Here is a 22,202-nt window from a genome sequence, read left to right on the forward strand (position 1 = left end):
ATGAGCCGCCATTCGACTATTCTCATTCTTGGCGGTACCGGCCAAATCGGCCACGAGCTCGTGCGAGAGCTGTCGACGCTCGGCACTGTTGCCGCGCCCGCGCGACATGAGCTCGACCTGACGTCGGACGACGCGATTCGAGAGTCACTGCGAGCGATGCGGCCGGCGGTGGTGGTGAATGCGGCGGCGTACACGCAGGTCGATCGTGCGGAGTCGGAGCCTGATCTCTGTGCTCAGCTCAACGCGACTGCGCCCGGTGTTCTCGCCGCTGAATGTCGGTCGCTCGGTGCGATGTTCCTGCACTTTTCCACGGATTACGTCTTTGACGGTGTGCAGCGCACGCCGTATCTCGAGACCGACGAGCCGCGCCCGCTCGGCGTGTACGGACGCACGAAGCAGCAAGGAGAACAGGCGGTCATCGCGGCGGGTGGGGCGTTCATCATCGTCCGAACGTCGTGGGTGTACGGGCTGCACGGTCGCAACTTTCCCGCGACGATGCTGCGCCTGGCACGCGAGCGGGAAGAGCTTGCCGTTGTCGACGACCAGACTGGTGCGCCGACCTCGGCGTCGGCCGTGGCGAGTGGAGTGGGACAGGTCATGCGATCGCTGGCCCGCGAGCAGGACACGCGCGCCGCGTTCGAAGCCGCGTCCGGCATCTATCACATGACAGCATCGGGCTCGACGACGTGGTACGACTTTGCGCGGCGCATTCTCGCCGACGATCCGCGCTCCACTGAACAGGTGTGCCGATCGGTTCGACCGATCACGACGGATGAGTATCCGTTGCCCGCTCGTCGCCCGTCGTACTCCGTACTCGACAACACGAAGCTTGCTGCGCGATTTGGCGTGCAACTTCCGTCATGGAGCGATCAATGGCGCGCCGCGCTCGAGCACATGCGGCTCGGCAGGAGTGCCGCGACGACATAGTCCGCCCCTTTTGTCCGACGGCGGAGCTTCGGACAGTCGTCGACCTTTTCACCAACGGTCAGCGATACGGAGAAGACCATGGTCAAGCGTCGGGGCAAAACGGGCAACCACGCCGAAGGCGAGCACGGACCGCGCACGCGCGCCAAGCTGATTGATCAGCTCGAGTCGGGCGAGAGTCAGCTCCCGGCTGCCGAACGCCTCAGCCTCGCTCGCGGACCAGAGGGCGAAACCGGAAAACAACGCCTCGTCGAAGGGCGTCAGCAGCACGATGACGCCGAAAAGCAGAGCGAGCGTCGGCGCCTCGAGAATGAGGAGTGAGTCGCGATGACCGACGCTAACGTACACGGACAATCGAGCGGCGGCGTCCTTTCAGCCGGCACGCGCGCTCCCGACTTCGAGTTGCCATTCTCACCGGGGCACAAAATGTCGCTGAGCGAGTGGCGCGGTCGTCCGCTCATTCTGTCGTTCTATCCGGCGGACTTCAGTCCGGTCTGCGGCGATCAACTCGCGATCTACAACGAGCTGATCACGGACTTCGGCGAATACAACGCGCAGCTTCTGGGTATCTCCGTGGACGGCGCGTGGTGTCACGCGGCGTTCGCCAAAGAGAGAAAGCTTCGCTTTCCACTGCTCAGTGATTTCGAGCCAAAAGGCGCAGTGTCCCGCGCGTATGGCGCATATCGCACCGAAGATGGCACGAGCGAGCGCGCGCTGTTTGTAATCGACCGCGAAGGTGTGATCGCCTGGAGTCACCTTTCGCCGGTTGACGTGAATCCTGGCGCTGATGGCATTCTCAACGCGCTCGAAATAATGGTGCACGGCCGCGCGGGCGGTATCCAGCCCGAGGCTAGCGCAGATCGACCCAACGAGTCGCGCGAATGAGTCCGCGACTCATCACGCCCATCGGCGATCGCGATCACGTCATCGGCTCGAGCAACGCACCACTCACGCTCGTCGAGTACGGCGATTTTGAATGTCCGTTCTGCGGCCTAGCGTATCCCATCGTCGAGAAGCTGCGTGCGCGGCTCGGTGCGGAGATTCGTTTTGTTTTTCGGAATTTTCCGCTCCAGGAGTCACATCCTCACGCCGAGCACGCCGCAGAGGCAGCGGAAGCGGCGAGCGCGCAGGGAAAATTCTGGGACATGCACCACGCGCTGTTCGAGCATCAGGAAAAGCTCGACGATGGTGCACTGGCGGAGTATGCGTCCGATCTTCAGCTCGATGTCGAGCGCTTCTCGTCAGAGCTTGCGGACCACGTGTACGAGAGTCGAGTGCACGAGGATTTTCAGACCGGAGTTCGTAGCGGCGTGAACGGGACGCCTACGTTCTTCATCAATGGCGTTCGGTACGACGGTCAGTGGATGCACGAGGAGGAATTTGGCAGCGAACTCTCTCGCGTCATTTCCGAGGCCCACAAGGGCGCGCCTACCGCTTCGCGATAGGCGCGCACCTCGAACGCAGGACTACGATCTACATCTTGTGCTTTCCGCCGGCCATCGAGCCGTCCGGATGCAGGAGGTGACCCGTGGCTCCAGAGTCCTTGTGATTGTCGCCTTTGACATCGCCTGCCGCCTGATCGCCGCCATAGTAGTAGAGCCCCTTGCCGCCGTACGTCGCCTGCGCGCCGCTCGCGCCCGTCGTCGTCCCGATCATTCCCGCTTTGATCGACGTGTCGGTGCTCGTGGGTGCTGATGCGCCGCTGACCGGCTTCCAAGAATTCGTATCAGACGGAGTTCCGTCGAGGACGTAGAGTGCGCGTCCGCTGCCGTCGGCGAGGAACAGGCCCGTGCCCGCTCTCGACGCCACGGTAAGAATGATTCCCGTGGGAAGCGGCGCCATGGTTGTCGCGGCCGCCGCCGTCGTGTCTGGCCCAATGGCGCCCGCGGCCGAGCTCGTGTCCATGTTGTTCGCACTGCGTCGCGAGCATGCCGCGGCGAGGCCGAGCAGCAGCGCGACGGAATAGCGCGTGGTGGATTGAATTGACATTGCCTCTTCCTCTCCTGTGTGATTGACGCCTGACCTGCTGGACGTTGCGACGCGGTGGGTGAGACCGGTTGAACGGTGGGAGACTCAGCATGGGGCGCGCCGCTGCGGCTCAGACAGCACGGATTTCCGCATTTGATTTCTTGATGTGACGTGCGGCACAGGCGATGCGGACACCATCACGCGTCACGCCCAGGAGCACACATGTCCGTCACAAAGCGCCTCTCGCCGGAGGGGATGGAAGACTATTTCAACCGGTTCAACAAACGCTTCCTTCGCAGCGAATCCAGCGACGTCGCCGACGTCGAAGTTCTCTCATCCGGCCTCGGCGATCAGGTTGCCGCCGAGGGCGCGCACCTGCTCGGTATTACCTACGATCCACAAACGCAGTCGCTCGAAGTCGAGCTCGAATCGGGAGACCTCCGCGCCATCAAACCCAAAGAGGTGTGGGCGATCGAGGAAGACGACGGATTCGTTCGCGCCATCGAGATCATTCGGGATGATGATGCAAGCGAGATCGTGCGCGTACGGCGCATTGGGGTGCAACGTGCAGACTGATCAGGGAATGGATCCGCGGAGAGATCCGCGTACGCACGAGGCGATCGGAAAGATCACCGGCAACTGGTGGGCGCTCGCGTTGCGCGCGGTCGCGGCAATCATCATCGGCCTGTTCGCGCTGATGAGACCAGGGATCACGCTCATCGCGCTGATCACGCTGTTCGGTGTCTACGCAATGGCGGACGGACTCTTCGCGATCGTTGCGGCGATTCGCGGCATTCACGCGCGCGAGCGGTGGGGCTGGATGATGTTCGAGGGGATCGTCGGCGTCGTCGTCGGCGCGGTCGCGCTGCTGAATCCCGCGATTGGCGCGCTGGCGCTCACGTGGCTCGTTGCCGCCTGGGCCTTGTCCACCGGCATTCTCGAAATCATCGCCGGAATTCGACTGCGCAAGATCATGCGGGGCGAATGGCTCTTGCTCGTCGCCGGCCTACTGTCCGTGATCCTCGCGTTCCTGATTCTCTCGCGTCCGAGGATCGGCGTAGTGCTGCTCGTTTCGTGGGTGGGCGCGTACGCACTCATCTCCGGCATCGTGCTGCTCGGCGTCGCGTTCCGTGTCCGGGCATGGACGAACGCGCACCCGGTTTAAGCGAAGGCTCACTATCGCCATCGCGACGCGTGGTCGCGATGGCGATGCGGCTCAACGACCCTAGCTACCGGTCAGGGTGAACGTGACCGGCGGGAAGCCGGCTGCCGTGGCGGTGACCGTGTACTTCGCTGGAAGCAGATCGGTCGTGAACGTGACCTGTGCGTTGCCGCTGATTCCGGTCGTCGCCACAGTGGGTGCAAGCGTTCCGGCGTTCGATACCCACGCGACGTCGATCCCGGGAACTGGATTGTTGAACTGATCGACGGCGCGCACCGTGAACGATGTCGACGCCGATGCAACGACCGTTTGTGAGTCGGTGCTCACCTTGATCAGCCCACGCATCACGTCTGCAGAGCCGGTGGCGGTGATGGTCACCGCTACGCCAGAGACGGATACCGTCAGCGTGTTGAGGCCTGCAACGGTCCCGAGCGTCCAATCGGTCGACGCTCGCCCGCCGGCATCGGTCGTGGTCGTCGCCGCGGGGATCGTTCCTCCGCCCGACTCCACGAACCAGCTTGCCGTGGCTCCGCTGACGGTGCCCCCAGTCGAACTGGAGAGCGTTGCCGAGACATGAATCGTATGGCCGACGACAGCGATCTGCAGGTTGCTAGTGCTGTCGGCGGCAATCGAGAAGCCGTTTGCTGAGCTGCTGGTGATGTTGGAAGAATCATGACTGCACGCCGTGGCAAATGCCGCGCAGAGCGCAATCGTGGTGGCGAATTTGAGCTGCAAACGGAACTGTACCGCGGTCATGTAGAGGCCTCGATCGGGAGATTGGCTGGGGTCGCTCAGCGATCCATTGATTGACACGCGGACGGGCGACATCCCCCATCAAATGTCCCAATCGGGCATCAACTGGGCCGTGTACGACTCTATTTCCGGGCTGGACGCAGCCACATCGAGGCATCGAATATTGGACATGCGTTTCCACCCAGCGCCCTACGCCGTCGCTGCCGCCATTGTCACCGCGGCCGCCTGTCATACGCCGAGCGCGAGCTCTCCGACCGTCGCGCCGCCCACGCGGCCACCGAGCTCGCCTTCCGCGTCGATCGATCCGCGATTGCCGTTGACCGCGTCTCAGCGCCAATGGATCGACAACACGCTCGGCGGACTTTCGCTACGGCAGCGCGTCGGGCAGATGGTGATGATCTGGATGTTGGGCGACTACACCAACACACGCGACACGACCTACGCGCAGATCATTCGCTGGGTGGAGCAGGACCAGATCGGCGGCGTGTCCATGTCGCTTGGAACGCCGATCGAGGTTGCCGCCAAGCTCAACGACCTTCAGCGCCGCGCCCGCGTTCCGCTCCTCGTGAGCTCCGACCTCGAGCCGGCCCTCGGCAGACTCGAAAGCGGACTGTTCTCGCACTACCTGCTCGAAACGGGTGGCGCGACCGTGTTTCCGTCGGCGATGGCGATTGCGGCGACGGCGCGCGATTCCGACGCGTACGACGTCGGCCGCGCAATCGCGAGGGAAGGGCGAGCGGTTGGAATTCACATCAACTTTGCGCCCGTCGTCGACGTGAACAACAACCCGGCGAACCCCGTGATCAACACGCGTTCGTTCGGAGAAGATCCGCAGCGCGTCGCGCGACTCTCGGCGCTGTTCGTGCGCGGCACGCAGGACGGCGGCGAGCTTGCGACGGCAAAACACTTTCCCGGCCACGGCGACACCGACGTCGACTCGCACGTTGGATTACCAATCGTGAGCGCGAACTCGGCGCGGCTGGATTCGGTCGAGTTGGTTCCGTTCAAAGCGGCGATTGCTGCAGGTGCGTCGCTCGTGATGACGGCGCACATCGCGCTGCCGGCGATCCAGGGCGACAGCAGCACCCCCGCGACGCTCGCGCCTCGGATCATCACCGGTCTGCTTCGCGACACGCTCGGGTTCAAAGGCGTAGCAATCACCGATGCGATGACGATGGAAGGAGTTGGTAAAGGTTACACGACGGAGCAGAGCAGCGTCCTCGCCGTGAAAGCGGGCGCCGACATTTTGCTCAAGCCGAGCGATCCGACGCGCGCCATTGATGCGGTGGTGGCGGCAGTGGAGCGCGGCGAGATTTCGCGCGCACGGATCGACAGCGCAGTGCGGCACATCCTCGAGCTGAAGGTTCGTGCGGGTGTGGCGCAGAGTGGGATCGTGTCGCTCGAACGACTGCGGGAAGTCGTGGGCTCGCCCGAGCATCGCGCGATTGCGGCGAGCATCGCCCAGCGCTCTCTCACGCTTCTGCGCGATCGGGACAATCTCGTGCCCGTCGCTACGGACACGGGGCGAGTGCTCGTCGTTCGATACGCGCCGGAAACGGAGATCAAGGCGGGCAAGACGTTCGAAGCGACGTTTCGTGCGGGTCGAAGCGCGCGCGGTCGCCGTGGGCCTGTCGATGTGGCTCGTATCGCCCCAGGTGCAACGCGCGACCTCTTGGATTCGCTCGATCGTATGGCCGACGCTGCGAGCACCGTGATCGTGACGGCATATGTTCGGCGCGTCGAGGGGCAGGGACGCGTCGCCATTCCACAGCCGATCGCTGCGTGGATCGAGGGGTTGTCGCGTCGGCATCGGACGGTCGTGGTGGCTTTCGGGAATCCTTATCTGATCGGCCAGTTCCCGACGGTTGGGAGCTTCCTGGCTGGGTACAGCGTGAGCGAGGACCTGGAGCGCGCGGCGGCAAACGCGCTGCTTGGTCGCGCGCCCATCACGGGGAAGGCGCCGATATCGCTGCCGGGCGTGTTCAAGCGCGGCGACGGTCTCACTCGGTAGCAGGTCGCTCGTGACGGAAGCGGGACCGCATTCAGCGGTCCCGCTTTTGCTCGTTCGCCAGTGACATCCGAGCATTGTTTAACAACGCCCCGGCCTCGCCGTCAAACACCAGTCGCCAGCGTCGGTTTGTGACGTACGGCACAACCAAATGCTCGTCGCGCGACCCTCGCACTTTTCCTTCAACCCTTCGCCCTCGCCCCTCGTAGAGCTTTTAGGGGCGCGCATACGAATGGGTGTCTTGATTCGGACCTCTTCTCGGCGGATGACCGATCGATGAGCGAAGCAGCACAGATGCGCCGTTCGACCCAGAACGCTCCGCCAGCCCTCGTGCTGGCGCCAGTCGACCGCGTCGCCGTGTCCGTGATCATGCCGACGCTCAACGAGTCCCGCGGACTTCGTGAAACGCTCGCCGATCTCGATTGGGCCGATGAAGTCATCGTCGTCGACGGCGGTTCGACCGACGATACCACGACCATTGCGCGCCGAGCCGGCGCCCGCGTCCTCGTCGTTCCCGGGGTTACAATTGCCTCGCAGCGCAACGCAGGCATCGCCATCGCTCGACACAACTGGATTCTCGCCCTCGATGCCGACGAAAAGGTGACGGACGAGCTTCGGACGTCGCTCGCGTCTTTGGCCGGCGCCGAGTCGGGCGGGCCCTCTGCGTTTCGTGTTCGGTCGCGCAACTGGCATATGGGTCGCGAACTGCGATACGGGCCCTGGGGCCGCGACTGGAAGGTCCGCGTATTTTCCCGCGAGCGTCGATATGCCGACCAGCGCGTCCACGAACATCTCGACGCGCTCAAGGAAGTAGGAACGCTCGACGGTGCGCTGCTGCACCACCCGTATCGCGACCTGTCGCACCAGGTGCTCAAGATCGCGACGTATGCCCAATGGGGCGCGCAGGACCTTCGCTCACGAGGGCGCCGGGCGCACATCTGGGATCTGCTGACGCGACCCTCGTGGCGCTTCATCCGCGACTACCTCATCATGAGCGGCTGGCGCGACGGCGCGGCCGGGTTCGTCGTGTCCACGGTGAGCGCGTTCTCGGTCTTTCTCAAGTACGCCTGCCTTCTCATGGAAGGCCCGCCAGCGGCCTGACCAGGCTGTAAGCGCTGCCGCGGGCCGGGTGTCTTGACCCCGCCCCGATTCGGTCCGAACGTGTTGTATGACAACTCGACGCACGTTCGTCTCCTCGGTGCTCGGCGCAGGCGTGTCGCTTCCCGTCATGCGCGAGTCGGCGTTCAAGCAGCTCTTCCGCGCAGAACCAATCGCCGAAGGACTTTCCGCTACGGCGGTGGCTGAGGAGGAAGCGTATTGGAGTCAGATTCAGCGGGCGTTCGATCTCGATCGCACGATGATCAATCTGAACAACGGCGGCTGTAGCCCAGCGCCGACCCACGTGCTCGATCAGATGATTCGAGATCTGAGATTCTCGAATGAACTGCCGACGGAGCACATGTGGCGCGTGCTCGAGCCACGGATCGAATCGGTGCGTCGCGATCTGGCCAAGGACTTCGGTTGCGACCCCGAAGAAATGGCGATCGTGCGCAATGCGTCCGAGGCCAATGAGACAATGATCTTCGGCCTTGATCTCAAGCGCGGCGACGAGGTGATCTTCACGACGCAGAACTATCCGCGTATGCAGAACGCGTGGAAGCAGCGCGAACGTCGCGAAGGCATCGTGCTCAAGCGGGTGAAGATCGAGACGCCGGTGAAGAGTGTGAAGTCGTACGTCGATCAGATTGCGGCAGCCATCACGCCGGCAACGCGCGTGATCGAAGTCATGCACATCAGCTTCCAAACCGGATACATCGCGCCGGTGCGCGAGATCGTCGAACTAGCGAAGCCGCACGGCATTCAGGTATTCGTCGACGGTGCGCATGCCTTCGCGCACTTTCCGTTCACGCGCGATCAGCTGGGCGCCGACTACTACGGCACGAGCCTTCATAAGTGGATGCACGCGCCCATTGGCACCGGCTTCCTCTATGTGCGTCGCGACAAGATCAAGTCGCTCTGGCCGCTCATGGCGGGTGGCGTCGATCAGGAAGACAACATTCGGAAGTACGAGGAGATCGGAACGCATCCGGCTGCGAACCACAACGCTATTGCCGTGGCGATCGCGTTCAACCGCGGTATCGGCATGGACCGCAAGATCGCGCGACTGCGCTTCCTTCGCGATCGCTGGGCGAATCGTCTGCTCGCGGCGAGCGATCGCGTGCACATGATTACGCCGATCGGCCCGAATGCCAGCGGCGCCATTGGCGTCTACGGCATCGACGGGATGGACATGGGCAAGCTCGGCGGCTGGCTCCTGTCGAAGCACAACATCGTGACCACGCCCATGGTCAACGATGAATTTCAGGGAATGCGAATCACGCCGAACGTCTACACTACGCTCGACGAGGTCGACCTGTTCGCTGACCGCGTCATCCAGGCGATTCGCGGCGGAATCGCCTGACTAAATCGCGGAGAGCCCCGATGCCTCGGGGCGTTCTCCCGTTTGCTGCAAACGTCTGACCGTTCGCTGATTGCCGTCTCGCGCTGAATCCGCGCGCGGGCCACTGTGCTGGAATCCTGGCGGAGGCGAGACGATGGAAACCACCACAGTTCGCGGCGTGGCAGATGCCTACGCGCCACCCGCGCCGGCGGCATCCACGGCGGCGACGAAGCGCATCCCGTCGCTCGACATCGTGCGTGGTCTCGCCGTGGTGCTCATGGCGATCGACCACGTTCGCGTGTACTCGGGCCAACCAGCAGGTGGCCCGACATTGGGGATTTTCCTCACGCGGTGGATCACGCACTTCGTCGCGCCGACGTTCGTATTTCTCGCGGGAACGGCGGCGTATTTCTATGGTCGAAAGGTCAACGACACCAGAAAGCTCGCGTCATTCCTCGTGACACGTGGTCTGTGGCTCGTGTTCCTGGAGCTCACCGTGATTCGCGTTGCATGGACCTTCAATTTCGATTTTGCGCACTACATGCTCGCCGGCGTGATCTGGATGATCGGCTGGTGCATGGTGTTGATGGCCGGGATTGTCTTTCTCCCGCGCAAAGCGATTCTCGTCGGAAGTTTGCTGGTGATTTTCGGCCACAACACGGGAATTCTGTCACACCTGCTGGCAAGCGGCGGAGAAGAGTCCGCAAATCCGATTGCGAAAATTCTGTATCTCGGCGGAAGCTTCCAGTTCGGAGACAACGGGCCGCCGCTGTTGATCCTATTCGTGCTGGTTCCGTGGATTGCCGTGATGGCCGCGGGCTATGCGTTCGGCCCGATCATGGAACTGTCGCCAGCGCGGCGACGCGCGATGTGCATCAGACTCGGACTGGCCGCGATCGCGTTGTTCCTCGTTCTGCGGGGAACGGACCGCTACGGCGATCCACGTCGCTGGCATCGCCCGAGCGTGGCGACACAAACAGCACAGGCGCCCGCCACTGGAGCGACGGTCCAGCCGTCGGCGCCTCGGCCGCAGATGCCGTTAGCGCTCGCGTTCCTCAACACGGCGAAATACCCGGCGTCGCTTTCGTTTCTGCTCATGACGCTCGGGCCAATGCTCGTCCTACTCGGCCTCGTGGATCAAGCGCGAGGTCCAATCGCGCGCGCGCTCGAGACATTCGGTCGCGTGCCGATGTTCTATTACCTGCTGCACATTCCTGCGATTCATCTTGCGGCGGTAATCGTGTCGCTCATTCGCGAGGGGTCGGTGAATCCGTGGCTGTTTGGGAATCACCCGCTCAATCCGCCGCCGCAGCCGCCCGGGTACATGTGGAGCCTGAGCCTTTTGTATCTCGTTTGGGCGATCGTCATCGGCGGGCTCTACGTCGCGTGCAGATGGTACGACGGCGTGAAGTCGCGGAGTCGCTCGGCGCTGCTGAGTTATTTGTAGTACTGCGCAAGAGGAGTAACGATTTTCCCGTTACTCCTCTCCGTGGCGATCAGCTATCGGCTGTCGGACCATACACTGGCGGCAGCGGCACATCGTTCAGCCGCAGGTATACGCTGAGCTGTCCGCGATGATGAATGAGATGGTTCATCAGCAGCGATCGCAGCATTCCCGCACGCGGGCCGCTGACGAGCACCTGGCCGCCGCGCTTGAATGTCCACGGTGCCTGGTACGCCGCATCGTCCAGCTTAGCGATCGCCGCGCGGGCGAGCGAAACGTTCTGGTCGAACGCGGCGAGTAGCTCGTCGGTCGTGCTGAACTCTGGGCGCGCGGTAGGCGCGACGCCGGGGGCCGCCATATCCAACTCTGGCAGCGACGCGATCTGTGCGCCGAGTCCGGGCAGGTTGGCCACGTGCGACGCGAGCGCACCGATTCCGCGAGACTTGGTGTGCGGCTTCCACGGACCGTTCTCGAGGGGAACGCGCTCGAGCATGGTGCGGGTGACCTTCATTTCGTGATCGAACTCAGAGAGCAGGGCGTCGGTGAGTGCCATGAGATCGGCTTCGGCTAAGGGTGAACTCTGAACATAGGGCCGTCGAGAATGGCGAAAGCCGGTCAAGCGCCGCACCTCACTCGGCGCTGATATCTTTATACACAGCCCGTCGAACCCCGAATTCCGCCCGACAGCCGTGACCAATCCGCCAGCAGACTCGACCGTACCGATTAGACGTGACTTCGTCCGCGAAATGGTCGCGGAGGATGTCGCGAGCAACCGCTTTGGCCGTCAGATCGCGACGCGCTTTCCGCCTGAGCCGAACGGTTTTCCGCACATTGGCCACGTCAAGGCGATCTGCGTGAACTTCGGCGTTGCTCGCGAATTTGGCGGTCGATGCAACCTGCGATTCGACGACACGAATCCGGCGGCCGAGGACATCAAGTTTGTCGAGGCGTTCAAGAACGACATTCGGTGGCTCGGCTTCGAGTGGGACGAAGAGCTGTACGCCAGCGATTATTTCGAGAAGCTCTATCAGTTTGGCGAACTGCTCGTGATGAAGGGCAGCGCGTATGTCGACTCGCAGAGCGACGTGCAGATCCGCGAGAATCGCGGCACGGTCACGGTGCCCGGTACCAACAGTCCGAATCGCGATCGTTCGGTCGAAGAGAATCTCGATCTGTTGCGTCGGATGAAGGCGGGTGATTTCCCCGACGGCGCACACGTGCTGCGCGGTAAGATCGACATGGCGCATCCGAACATGCTGATGCGCGATCCCATTCTGCTGCGCATCAAGCACACGCCGCATTACCGTCAGGGCGACGCGTGGTGCATCTACCCGCTGTATGATTTCGCGCATCCGCTGTCCGACGCGATCGAGAACATCACGCACTCACTGTGCTCGCTCGAGTTCAAGGACAACAACGACATCTACAAGTGGCTCGTGCGCGAGTGCGGCTTCGATCATCCGCCCGAGCAGACGGAGTTTTCGCGCCTCGCGCTCGAGTACACGGTGATGAGCAAGCGCAAGCTGCTTCGTCTCGTGAACGATGGCGTTGTTGGGGGATGGGACGATCCCCGCATGCCGACGATTAGCGGAATGCGTCGTCGCGGCGTGACGCCGGAAGGTCTCCGCGATTTCGTCGAGACGGCGGGTGTGACGCGCAAGCCACAGCGCACCGAGTTGGCAACGCTCGAACACGCGGTCCGCAACGATCTCAACATGCGCGTGCCGCGCGTGATGTGCGTCGTGAATCCGCTGAAGGTCGTGATCACGAACTATCCGGAAGGGCAGGTCGAAGAGCTCGACGCATCGTACTATCCGCACGACGTGCCCAAAACTGGTTCGCGCAAAGTCCCATTCTCGCGCGAGGTGTACATCGAGCGCGACGACTTCATGGAAGATCCGCCGAAGAAGTTCTTCCGCCTTGCACCGGGCCGCGAAGTCCGTCTTCGGTACGGCTACTTCATTACGTGCACCGATGTCGTGAAGGACGGTTCGGGTGAGATCGTCGAGCTGCGTTGCACGTACGATCCAGCCACTCGTGGCGGCGATTCACCTGACGGTCGAAAGGTGCAGGGTACGATTCACTGGGTGTCCGTCGCTCAGGCGATCGATTGTGAGCTGCGCTTGTACGACAAGCTGTTCACCGTTCCGGATCCGGACGACGTGGAGGAAGGGAAGGACTTTCTCAGTGTCGTCAATCCCGAGTCGCTGGTGGTTGTGCACGGCGCCAAGATCGAGCCGAGCGTCGGCGACGATCCGGCCGGCACGCGCTATCAGTTCGAGCGCACCGCGTACTTCATCAGCGACGCCATCGACTCGGCGCCGGGCAAGCTCGTGTTCAATCGCACTGTCACGCTTCGCGATTCGTGGGCAAAGGTGAAGGGCAAGTAAGTCCTGGCTGCACATTGCGGCGCACCGCCGAGGACAAGTGTTCCAATCGGACGAAGGGACTGGGACACGAATTTGACGAATTGACGGCAATCGAACCGTGGTTGTTCGGCGTGATTTCTCCGGACAACGCACGGTTCGATTCGTTTTGATTAGTCCGATTCGTGTCCCAGTAGCGCTATCGGCTCTAAGCTGGGATCAAGTCGCGACAAACGAATGTTCACTTTGCCGAGAACACGAGGAAGAATAAGAGCTCTAATAATTCGAAAGGCCTGGAGCGTTCTGCGTCGCCTTGGCGTAGTATACAAAAGCTTATACAATTGCAGTCGACTCCTTCAGCGGGCTTTCCAATGCCAGGTGGTCGTGCCCTTCGTGCTGTGGCCGGCGTTTCCCTCGCCGCCTATCTCGCCGTCGGTGTTGCCTGCTCGGGCGACGCTCCAACCGTCTCTGCTCCGAGCCTTTCGGCCGACGTTCGGACGCCTGGCTTTCCTGAGGGTTGGTACGGCGGCACCCCCACTCCGTTCAGCACCGGGCTCGATAAGACAGAGCATCATGGCGGCAGCGCGTCACTCTTTATAACCACGGGCACCACGCTACCGAGCGCGGTGCCTACGGGATTTGCCAGTGTGACGCAGTCGATTCGTGCCGACGGGTTCCGGGGGACGCGCGTCCGCTACTCCGCCTGGGTCAAGCAGTCGAACATCGTGCCCGCGGGCAGCCCGACCGCGAGTGGGCTCTGGATGCGCGTCGATGGCCCCGGAACGCTCCTCGCTTTCGATAACATGTCGCCGCGGCCACTCCTCGGCACCGCCGACTGGCATCAGGTGTCGATCGTTCTCGACGTACCGCAAAACGCGCTCGGCATCGCGTTCGGAGTGCTGTTCAACGCGACCGGGACGCTCCTCGTTGACGATCTTTCAATGACGACCGTCGGCCTCGACGTTCCCACGACCACGCTCGCAGCCAACCAGCCATCTGGTGTCGACTCCGCGACGACTGCTCAGGGCTATGTGCGTGCTGCGTCGGCGGCGGTGAACACCGATTTCGAGGGGCTGCCTTCGGTGTCGGCAGCGACTGTCGATTGGCTGTCGCACAATACGCGCGCACTCTCGACGACCGATCCCACAGCGAGTCTGGACGATCTTCAACCACTCCAAGCGATAGTTGGCGGCGCGCACATCGTCGGCATGGGCGAGGACACGCACGGAACGCGACAGTTCTTCCAGATGAAGCACCGACTTCTGGAATTCCTCGTCACGAAGATGGGCTTTACGCACTTTGCCATCGAGGCGACGAGCCCGGAAGCGGACGACATGAATCAGTATGTACTCAACGGCTACGGCGATCCGAAGCGATTGCTCTCGCGCCTGTATTTCTGGACGTGGAACACGCAAGAAGTGCTGGACATGATCCTCTGGATGCGCCAATGGAATACAACTGCCGCCCCAGACCAGAAGGTGCAGTTCCTCGGATTCGACATGCAGACGCCTGGCGCGTCGATGGACAGCGTCACGGCGTTCATTGCTCGATTCGACCCAACGAAGTCCGGCGTCGTGACACAGGCTTTCGCGTGTCTCGGCCCGTATCGAAACCACGGAGCGACGTTTGGCGCTTCAACGGCGCCGTACGCAGGAGCGAGTGCGACCACGAAGGCGGCCTGCGCGTCCGGATTGCAGGACGTCTACAATCTCATTCAGAGCGGGAGCGCTCAATACCAGGCGGCGAGCTCGCCATCGGTGTATCAGCAAACGCTGCATCACGCGCGCCTCGTGCAGCAGTTCGAGGCGATGATTGCGATCAGCGATGTAAATGCATCGAGCCTTTCGCGCGACAAGGCGATGGCGGAAAACGTCGGGTGGATTCGTGATCACGCCGCGCCGAGCGCCAAGATTGCGCTGTGGGCGCACAATCTCCACATCAATGCGCTGCCGCAGCATATGGGTGGCTACCTGCAGAACACATATGGTGCGGACTACATACCGCTTGGCTTCGCCTTCGGAACTGGCGGATTCAATGCCGTTGGATCAGGGCTGCCGCTTCAGCCGTGGCAGGCAACGCTCATTCCAAAATCATCAATCGAAGCAGCATTCGTCGCGACGGGCCAGGCGATGATGCTGCTCGATACTCGTACGCTCGCTACCGGCGGGAGCGCGACGGCGTCGCTTCGCGGACCAATCCTGATGCGCGCGATCGGCGCGGTGTTCGATCCCAAGATCGAAACCAACTACTTCTCCAGCTACATCTTTCCCAACGACTTCAACGTCCTGGTCTTTCTGGCCACCACGACGCCGAGTACGCTGCTGCCGTACGCGCCCTAGTCCTGCGAACGCGACGATTCGTGTCCAATGACTCGAGTCGTCCTTGGGAAGGCGTCATCCTGGCCCGGCGACGCTCCGACCAGGCAATAAACTTGACTATGCGCATGTTACATTCGCGGCCGTGACAGCCGAGACGCGAGAATCGTCTCATTTGTACTATGAAAGCCACAAACGCTGTCACCCGCCTCTCGCTGATCGCGACGACGATTGTCGCCTCCGGGCTGTTGTCCGGCTACGCCCTGTCGCCGCGCGCGCCGGCCCGTTCGGCCGCCGAGGGTCGGAACCCGGGGTCTGGAAAGCACATGCTCTTCCGTGTGCGCGGGTCGACCGGCGCAACAGTGTATCTCCTCGGCTCGGTACATCTGCTCGATCCACAGGCTGGCAAACTGCCAGCGGAAGTGGATTCAGCGTTTGCTCATGCCAAGACTGTCGCGTTCGAAACGAGTCTCGACACCGTGCAAATGCGCGGCATGGAGATGATGGCGCGCGGGCAGTTCACCGGCGGGGCCACGCTGCGATCGAGTCTGTCACCGGCCGGCGTTGCCAAAGCGGACAGTGTGCTCAAACTGTACGGCCTCACGATCGACCAGGTGAATCGCTTCAAGCCGTGGTTCGTGTCGGTGCTCATGACGCAGATGGTCATTCAGAAGGCCAAGTACGAAGCGCAGTACGGCGTGGACATGCAGTTGAACGCTCGTGCCAAGGCGGCGAACAAGCCGGTCGTCGGACTGGAATCGGTCGACTTTCAGCTCGGTCTCTTCGATCGCATTTCCGCCGCTGATCAGGAGCGCATGCTCACGACGTCCTCGAGCCCGGATTCGTCGGCTCGGACCATGGCGCAGATCAAGGATGCCTGGGTACTCGGCGACGCGAAGATGCTCGACAGCCTTCTCAATCGCGTCGCGGGGGAGTCACCCGAGTTCTTCTCGATCATGGTCACGGATCGGAACAAGAGCTGGATTCCCAAGATCGAAGACATGTTGAAGGGCAAGGATGACGCACTGGTTGTCGTGGGTGCGGCGCACCTCGTTGGCACGCAGGGCGTCGTGTCGATGCTCAAGGCCAAGGGCTACACGATCGAGCAGATGTAGTGGTTGCCTAGTGGTCAGCGCGCGCGGCGTCTAAATTCGCGCGTGCTTCCGCTCATCGGCATCGTCGTTGTCGTCGTAGGCTTCGGCCTCCGGCTCAATCCTCTGCTTGTCGTGACGACCGCCGCGGTCGTCACCGGTCTGGCCGCCGGCCACGCGATCCTCGACGTCGTCTCCGCCTTCGGCAAAGCGTTCGCCGATAGCCGCTCTGTTGCCGTCGTGTGGCTGGCGCTTCCGGTCATCGGATTGCTCGAGCGCGCCGGCCTCAAGGAACGCGCGCGACGTGTGATTGCGAGCATCAGCGTTGCGACCACCGGGCGGCTCCTCCTCGCATACCTCGGTGTTCGCCAGATCACGGCTGCACTCGGGCTCACATCGCTCGGCGGGCATCCGCAGATGGTCCGGCCCCTGATTGCTCCGATGGCTGAAGCGGCCGCCGAGCATCGTCAGGGAGATCTTCCAGCGGAGACGCGCTACAGGATTCGCGCGCACGCGGCGGCCGCGGACAACATCGGTCTGTTCTTTGGCACTGACATTTTCATCGCGATCGGGTCGATCCTGCTGATTCGCGGTTTCCTCGATCAGAACGGGATTCATGTCGAGTCCACGGCTCTCGCGATTTGGGCCGTGCCGTCGGCGATCTGCGCCTTCGTGATCCACGGCGTGCGGCTGTTGATGCTCGATCGCTCGCTCGCGCGGCCAGTCGATGCCGTTGCCACCGAATACTCGATGGCCGCGCAGCCGCAGGACGACCTCGTCACATGATCAATCTCGAGTTTGTCTACGGTTTGATGGGGCTCATGCTCGCAGGCATCGCGATCGTGAACCTGCGCGACCAAGCCAGCAAGAAGCGTTACAACAACGCCGCGTTTTGGGGATTGTACGCGGTCACCTTTCTCGCCGGTTCACATCTTCCCAATCTGCTCAATGGTCTGATCGTGATCGCGATGGTGCTCGTCATGGCCATCGGAAAACTGGGCGGCGCTCCTGCGGAACTGTCGACGCGCGCCGATCGCGAAGCGAGTGCAGCGAGGTTTGGCAACAAACTGTTCATTCCCGCCCTCACGATTCCCGCGGTGACGTTGCTTGGGACATTCACCCTCAAGTACCTCGTGGTGAACGGAACGCCGCTCGTCGATCCGAAGCAGGTCACCCTGATCTCGCTCGGACTAGCGACCGTTGTGGCGTTGATCGTTGGCGTCGTGATGTTGCGCCCGAAGGCATCGACGCCGATCGTCGAAGCTCGTCGCCTGATGGACGCTGTGGGCTGGGCCGCCGTTCTCCCGCAGACACTCGCTGCGCTCGGCGCAATGTTCGCGCTCGCTGGAGTTGGGCCGATCATCGCCGGAATCGTGCAGCGATGGATTCCGTTGAACACGCCGCTCGCCGCAGTGGTTGCGTACACGGCCGGCATGGCGATCTTCACGGTGATCATGGGCAACGCCTTCGCCGCGTTCCCCGTGATGACCGCCGGGATTGGACTGCCACTGGTCGTCCATCAATTCGGAGGAAACATCGCCGTCGCAGCGGCAGTAGGAATGCTTTCGGGTTTTTGCGGAACGCTCATGACGCCGATGGCGGCGAACTTCAACATCGTGCCGGTCGCACTGTTGGAAATTCCAGACGAGTATGCGGTGATCAAAGCACAGATCCCGACTGCGCTGCTGATGCTGGTTGCCAACACCGCGATCATGTACCTGTTCGTCTACCGAAAATGACCGACGGTCTCACGCCCGCTCTGGCGAGCAAATTCGCGTCGTTGGCTCTCGCGCACGTCACGCGCGAGTATCCCAACAAACTCGATCACGTTCTGAACGGTCCGGACGATCTCCGTTCGCCGCGGCGCTTACACCCTGTGTTTTTCGGCAGCTTCGACTGGCATTCGAATGTCCACGGCTATTGGCTGCTCGCCACGATCTACCGGCGTGTACCTGAGCTGACCGAGCTGCGCGAGCAGATTCGCAATGTGTTCGACGAGCGGTTAACGCCGATGAATATCGACGGTGAGCTCGCGTACCTTGCCCAACCGATGCGGGGATTGTTCGAGCGTCCGTACGGCTGGGCGTGGGTCCTCATGCTCGCCGCCGAGTTGGCGCGACACGACAGTGATGAGGGGCGTCGATGGTCGCGCACTCTGCGGCCGCTCGACGAGGAATTCGCCGCACGCTTCCGCGAGTTCCTCCCGCGCGCGACGTATCCCATCCGTGTCGGCACGCACTTCAATACCTCGTTCGCGCTCACGCTTGCCATCGAGTACGCGGACACGATTCACGATCTGCCGTTCGCCGATCTGCTACGCGAAAAAGCGATCGCCTGGTACTCCGCAGATGCCGATTGTCAGGCGTGGGAGCCGTGCCTCGACGACTTCCTGTCGTCGGCACTCATGGAGGCCGAGTGCATGCGCCGCGTGCTCGAGCCAGACGCGTGGACGGACTGGATGCGACGCTTTCTGCCGTTCCTCGCCGTGCAGGATCCGGCAACTCTGTTCACGCCGGTCACGGTGAGCGACCGCACCGACGGCAAGATCGCCCATCTCGATGGACTGAACCTCAGTCGCGCATGGTGCTGGCGCTCGATGTCAGCGCATTGGCCCGAGGACGACCCTCGTCGCGCTCTCGCGTTGGAGACAGCCCAACGACATCTCGACGCGAGTCTGCCACACGTCGCCGGCGACTACGCCGGCGAGCACTGGCTTGCGACGTTTGCTCTGCTCGCGATTCTGGCGATATAGTCCGTCGCTACTTGCCTCGACGTTCCTTGTCGAAGGCGAGCACGGCGTCGACGAGCGGCTTGGTTTCGTAGCGAACGGGATCCGTTGTCGGGAGCCCGGTTTCCTTCGCGATGCGATCGATCATTCCGCGAGCTTCCGCATCCGAGAGGTCCGACGTGTTGAGCGACACGCCGATCGTTCGCGCCGGGCGTAAAGGCGCCGCGATCGATTCGTGCAGTTGAATCACGTCCTTCAGCGGCGGAATCGGCAGCCAGTCGTTGTGGCGGAAGGTCTTTCTCGACGGCTGATGGCAGGCGATGAGCGCGTGCGGAAGGCTGCCGTGCAACAGTCCGAGTGACACACCGGAATAGCCTGGGTGAAGAATCGACCCCTGGCCTTCGACGAGTACGATATCAGCGTTCTTGGATGCCTGAATCGTGACTTCTTCAGCCGCGCCGGCGATGAAGTCCGCGATCACTGCGTCGACGCACAGGCCCCAGCCTTCGATGAAGATGCCAGTCTGGCCGGTAGGAGCAAACGACGACCGCGCGCCGCGAGCGTTGAGCGCGGTGCGCAGCTGCAGCATCACCGTCATCTTGCCGATGTTCGCGTCGGTGCCGACGGCGAGCACGACGGTCGAGTCGAGTTCACGTACGCGGCCCGTGCCGACAGGAAGCTCCGGCGGCGGACGGCGAACGTCGTGGAGCTTTACGCCGCGATCTCGGGCGAGCACGGCCAGCGATGGATTGTCACCGACGAACAGGTGCAAGCCATTCCAGATTGCTAAACCCTTGTCGATCGCATGGTGGATCGCGGAGAGCAGGCTGTTGGGCAGGCCGCTTCCGTGCATCGCGATGCCGACGAGCAGGGAATCAGCACCCAGCGCGATGCCCTCGTCGACCGTTGCGACAATCGGAATGTCGCCGCCAAAGCCAAGAACGTCCTGCACTCGTTTCCCGGCGTGCTGACTGTCGAGCACTGCCGCGACCTGGTCGGCCGAGTAGCGAACTACAGAATTGCCCGTCTTGGAGGCCGGTGTTCCGAACTGGCCTTCGGAGAAAATGAGGTAGCGAGACATGGGAGGAAACCAACACGGACGGGCCTGCCGCCGAAACCCCTTGTGGTCCTTGGTTTGCTGAATAGTTCGCTGGAAACCGAGCCCTGGAGCCACTCATGCAGCACTTGCAAGACGGTCAGTGCGGTCTCTGTACCCATTTTGGCGAATCGCACCAGCGGGATGACAAGCTCGTCGCCATTCGACGGTCGCAGGAAGGGCCTGAAACGCTCGTCGACGAATGCGGACATCCGCGTCACGCCCCGCTACACCTGAAGGTGACTCCGATCAGCAGCTGTGAAGGATTTGCGCCAGCCGCAGTGGCGTAGCAGGAAGAAGCAGTGACGAGCTGAGCCGTCGCGTCGGGCCCTTCGGGGCCCTTGCGACGGCTCAGCCGCCAGAGTTCGTCCAGACCCCATTCGCTCGAAGCCCACTCCTCCCACACTTCCAGGCCCCGCTCAAGGGCTACACATGCGTCAGAGCACGGACGCTCAATCGGGTCGCGACCGATCGCGAACCAGGCCGGCCGCCAAAAGGCCGACGGCCTCGGTATCGCACGACCATGCCGTACAGTTCTACGAGAGCGACGCCTTCCTCGTGGGGGCAATCACTCGGTACGTCCTCGACGGATTCGCGCGAGGAGACGCAATCGTCATCGTCGCGACCAAGGCGCACCTAGACGGCGTGACTGAGGCGCTGCGCGCGGAGGGTCTCGACATCGCTGCGGCGCTCGGGAGTCGGCAAATCGCTTTCTACGACGCACACGAGACCCTGGCGACGTTCCTCGTTGACGGCGTCCCGAACGTCGAGCGGCTCGATCTCGTGTTCCGAGCCATTCTGCAAAACGTTCCTCGCGCCTCGGACGGAAAAGCGCCACGGCTTCGCGTCTACGGCGAGATGGTCGACATCCTGTGGAACGACAAGAACGCAAAGGCCGCGCTCCGGCTCGAGGAGCTGTGGAACGAGCGCGCCGTGCAGCACGATTTTTCCCTCCTCTGCGCGTACGCCATTCGAGGTTTCGCAGCGACGAAACACGCCGACGGTATCGCCGCTGTTTGCCGACAGCACGCCCGGGTTACGCCGACCGAACGATTCAGCCAGCACGATGCCGCGCGGCGGCGCGTCGAGGTGGTGTTGCTCCAGCAGCGCGCGCAGGCGCTCGAGACGGAGCTCGCACACCGACGTGACCTCGAGCGGCGCCTCCGACGAACGACCATTGCGGCCAAGAACGCGCGCGCTGCCGCCGAGGTCGCGAATCGTGCGAGGAGTCAGTTCCTCGCGGTGATGAGTCATGAGCTTCGCACGCCTCTCAACGCGATCGGCGGCTATACCGAGTTGCTCGAGATGGGCATTCTTGGCCCGGTGAGCGACGATCAGCACGATTCGCTCGAGCGAATTCAACGCAACCAGCATCGGCTGCTCGACCTGATCAACCAGGTTCTGGACTACTCCAAGCTGGAGACGGGCGCCCTGCGCTTCGACCTGGCGGACGTCGTTGTGTTTCAAGTGCTCAAAGCGGCCGAACAGTTTGCCGTCCCGAGAATGACTGCAAAGGGACTGCATTTCGCCCATGCCGGCGACCCGGCGCTCATGGTGCGCGCCGACAGAGACAAGTTCCAGCAAATCGTGTTCAACCTCCTGGCCAACGCCACGAAGTTCACGCGCGACGGCGGCTCGATCGACGTCGACTGCTCGTGCGACGACGCTCGGGTCTACGTCCACGTTCGCGACACGGGCGTGGGAATTCCCATCGATCGTGTGGCGACGATTTTCGAACCCTTCGTTCAGGTGGACACGGGGTACGCCCGAACCAGCGACGGCATTGGCCTTGGACTGGCGATTGCTCGCGAGTTAGCGCGAGGTATGAACGGAGATCTCACGGTGGAAAGCACGCCTGGGGTGGGATCGACGTTCACGCTCGCTCTTCCGCGTCTCGCTCGGTAGCT

The 22,202-nt window shown here is 62.5% G+C and carries 22 protein-coding genes; 18 read left to right on the plus strand and 4 right to left on the minus strand.

What is annotated here, in order from left to right; translation table 11 throughout:
- The 4 genes from rfbD (at position 1) to AC6H4Z_RS06295 (ending at position 2,369) form a co-directional block, all read left to right on the plus strand.
- A complete protein-coding gene (gene rfbD / locus AC6H4Z_RS06280; protein WP_497545887.1) occupies positions 1-927 on the plus strand; it encodes a dTDP-4-dehydrorhamnose reductase in 927 nt (308 codons plus the stop codon).
- Positions 928-1,005: 78 nt separating this feature from the next.
- Positions 1,006-1,245 carry a hypothetical protein gene (locus AC6H4Z_RS06285; protein WP_497545888.1) on the plus strand — a complete coding sequence of 80 codons (240 nt, stop codon included), beginning with the start codon at positions 1,006-1,008 and terminating at the stop codon, positions 1,243-1,245.
- A gap of 6 nt (positions 1,246-1,251) precedes the next feature.
- The gene (locus AC6H4Z_RS06290) at positions 1,252-1,809 is read left to right on the plus strand and encodes a redoxin domain-containing protein (protein ID WP_497545889.1); all 558 of its coding nucleotides are present in this window, start codon (positions 1,252-1,254) and stop codon (positions 1,807-1,809) included.
- Positions 1,806-2,369 carry a DsbA family protein gene (locus AC6H4Z_RS06295; protein ID WP_497545890.1) on the plus strand — a complete coding sequence of 188 codons (564 nt, stop codon included), beginning with the start codon at positions 1,806-1,808 and terminating at the stop codon, positions 2,367-2,369. The genes AC6H4Z_RS06290 and AC6H4Z_RS06295 overlap by 4 nt, the downstream gene beginning before the upstream one ends.
- Positions 2,370-2,397: 28 nt before the next feature.
- On the opposite strand, the gene AC6H4Z_RS06300 is transcribed toward AC6H4Z_RS06295, so the two are convergent.
- Positions 2,398-2,913: a COG4315 family predicted lipoprotein gene (locus tag AC6H4Z_RS06300; RefSeq protein WP_497545891.1), complete on the minus strand. Its 516-nt coding sequence runs from the start codon at positions 2,911-2,913 to the stop codon at positions 2,398-2,400.
- Positions 2,914-3,114: 201 nt separating this feature from the next.
- Between AC6H4Z_RS06300 and AC6H4Z_RS06305 the strand changes: the two genes are divergently transcribed.
- Complete coding sequence (locus AC6H4Z_RS06305) at positions 3,115-3,468, plus strand: DUF5335 family protein (protein WP_497545892.1); 354 nt, start codon at positions 3,115-3,117, stop codon at positions 3,466-3,468.
- Positions 3,458-4,057: an HdeD family acid-resistance protein gene (locus AC6H4Z_RS06310; RefSeq protein WP_497545893.1), complete on the plus strand. Its 600-nt coding sequence runs from the start codon at positions 3,458-3,460 to the stop codon at positions 4,055-4,057. Before AC6H4Z_RS06305 ends, AC6H4Z_RS06310 begins: the two co-directional genes overlap by 11 nt.
- A gap of 60 nt (positions 4,058-4,117) precedes the next feature.
- On the opposite strand, the gene AC6H4Z_RS06315 is transcribed toward AC6H4Z_RS06310, so the two are convergent.
- The gene (locus tag AC6H4Z_RS06315) at positions 4,118-4,810 is read right to left on the minus strand and encodes an Ig-like domain-containing protein (protein WP_497545894.1); all 693 of its coding nucleotides are present in this window, start codon (positions 4,808-4,810) and stop codon (positions 4,118-4,120) included.
- A 166-nt stretch (positions 4,811-4,976) separates the two neighbouring features.
- Between AC6H4Z_RS06315 and AC6H4Z_RS06320 the strand changes: the two genes are divergently transcribed.
- The 4 genes from AC6H4Z_RS06320 (at position 4,977) to AC6H4Z_RS06335 (ending at position 10,702) form a co-directional block, all read left to right on the plus strand.
- A complete protein-coding gene (locus AC6H4Z_RS06320; protein WP_497545895.1) occupies positions 4,977-6,818 on the plus strand; it encodes a glycoside hydrolase family 3 protein in 1,842 nt (613 codons plus the stop codon).
- 273 nt (positions 6,819-7,091) lie between these two features.
- The gene (locus AC6H4Z_RS06325) at positions 7,092-7,916 is read left to right on the plus strand and encodes a glycosyltransferase family 2 protein (protein ID WP_497545896.1); all 825 of its coding nucleotides are present in this window, start codon (positions 7,092-7,094) and stop codon (positions 7,914-7,916) included.
- Between the two features lie 67 nt (positions 7,917-7,983).
- Positions 7,984-9,276 (plus strand): aminotransferase class V-fold PLP-dependent enzyme, encoded by a 1,293-nt coding sequence (locus AC6H4Z_RS06330; RefSeq protein ID WP_497545897.1) that lies wholly within the window; start codon positions 7,984-7,986, stop codon positions 9,274-9,276.
- Positions 9,277-9,409: 133 nt separating this feature from the next.
- Positions 9,410-10,702 carry an acetyltransferase domain-containing protein gene (locus tag AC6H4Z_RS06335; protein ID WP_497545898.1) on the plus strand — a complete coding sequence of 431 codons (1,293 nt, stop codon included), beginning with the start codon at positions 9,410-9,412 and terminating at the stop codon, positions 10,700-10,702.
- Positions 10,703-10,751: 49 nt separating this feature from the next.
- On the opposite strand, the gene AC6H4Z_RS06340 is transcribed toward AC6H4Z_RS06335, so the two are convergent.
- Positions 10,752-11,252 (minus strand): DinB family protein, encoded by a 501-nt coding sequence (locus AC6H4Z_RS06340; RefSeq protein ID WP_497545899.1) that lies wholly within the window; start codon positions 11,250-11,252, stop codon positions 10,752-10,754.
- 136 nt (positions 11,253-11,388) lie between these two features.
- On the opposite strand from AC6H4Z_RS06340, the gene AC6H4Z_RS06345 reads away from it, so the two are divergent.
- From AC6H4Z_RS06345 to AC6H4Z_RS06370, 6 genes are all read left to right on the plus strand, one after another.
- Positions 11,389-13,089: a glutamine--tRNA ligase/YqeY domain fusion protein gene (locus tag AC6H4Z_RS06345; protein ID WP_497545900.1), complete on the plus strand. Its 1,701-nt coding sequence runs from the start codon at positions 11,389-11,391 to the stop codon at positions 13,087-13,089.
- A gap of 347 nt (positions 13,090-13,436) precedes the next feature.
- Positions 13,437-15,404, plus strand: coding sequence for an erythromycin esterase family protein (locus tag AC6H4Z_RS06350; RefSeq protein WP_497545901.1), 1,968 nt, complete (start codon positions 13,437-13,439; stop codon positions 15,402-15,404).
- Between the two features lie 158 nt (positions 15,405-15,562).
- Positions 15,563-16,495 carry a TraB/GumN family protein gene (locus tag AC6H4Z_RS06355; protein ID WP_497545902.1) on the plus strand — a complete coding sequence of 311 codons (933 nt, stop codon included), beginning with the start codon at positions 15,563-15,565 and terminating at the stop codon, positions 16,493-16,495.
- A gap of 42 nt (positions 16,496-16,537) precedes the next feature.
- The gene (locus AC6H4Z_RS06360; protein WP_497545903.1) at positions 16,538-17,257 is read left to right on the plus strand and encodes a DUF969 domain-containing protein; all 720 of its coding nucleotides are present in this window, start codon (positions 16,538-16,540) and stop codon (positions 17,255-17,257) included.
- Positions 17,254-18,210 (plus strand): DUF979 domain-containing protein, encoded by a 957-nt coding sequence (locus tag AC6H4Z_RS06365; protein ID WP_497545904.1) that lies wholly within the window; start codon positions 17,254-17,256, stop codon positions 18,208-18,210. The genes AC6H4Z_RS06360 and AC6H4Z_RS06365 overlap by 4 nt, the downstream gene beginning before the upstream one ends.
- Positions 18,207-19,223 (plus strand): DUF2891 domain-containing protein, encoded by a 1,017-nt coding sequence (locus tag AC6H4Z_RS06370; RefSeq protein WP_497545905.1) that lies wholly within the window; start codon positions 18,207-18,209, stop codon positions 19,221-19,223. Before AC6H4Z_RS06365 ends, AC6H4Z_RS06370 begins: the two co-directional genes overlap by 4 nt.
- Positions 19,224-19,230: 7 nt before the next feature.
- On the opposite strand, the gene AC6H4Z_RS06375 is transcribed toward AC6H4Z_RS06370, so the two are convergent.
- On the minus strand, positions 19,231-20,280 hold the full coding sequence (locus AC6H4Z_RS06375) for an N-acetyltransferase DgcN family protein (RefSeq protein WP_497545906.1): 1,050 nt from the start codon (positions 20,278-20,280) through the stop codon (positions 19,231-19,233).
- A 95-nt stretch (positions 20,281-20,375) separates the two neighbouring features.
- On the opposite strand from AC6H4Z_RS06375, the gene AC6H4Z_RS06380 reads away from it, so the two are divergent.
- Together AC6H4Z_RS06380 and AC6H4Z_RS06385 are read left to right on the plus strand one after the other, a co-directional pair.
- Complete coding sequence (locus AC6H4Z_RS06380; protein WP_497545907.1) at positions 20,376-20,585, plus strand: hypothetical protein; 210 nt, start codon at positions 20,376-20,378, stop codon at positions 20,583-20,585.
- A gap of 142 nt (positions 20,586-20,727) precedes the next feature.
- Positions 20,728-22,200 carry an ATP-binding protein gene (locus tag AC6H4Z_RS06385; protein WP_497545908.1) on the plus strand — a complete coding sequence of 491 codons (1,473 nt, stop codon included), beginning with the start codon at positions 20,728-20,730 and terminating at the stop codon, positions 22,198-22,200.
- Positions 22,201-22,202 lie beyond the last annotated feature (2 nt).

Source organism: Leucogemmata humicola (assembly GCF_055379415.1).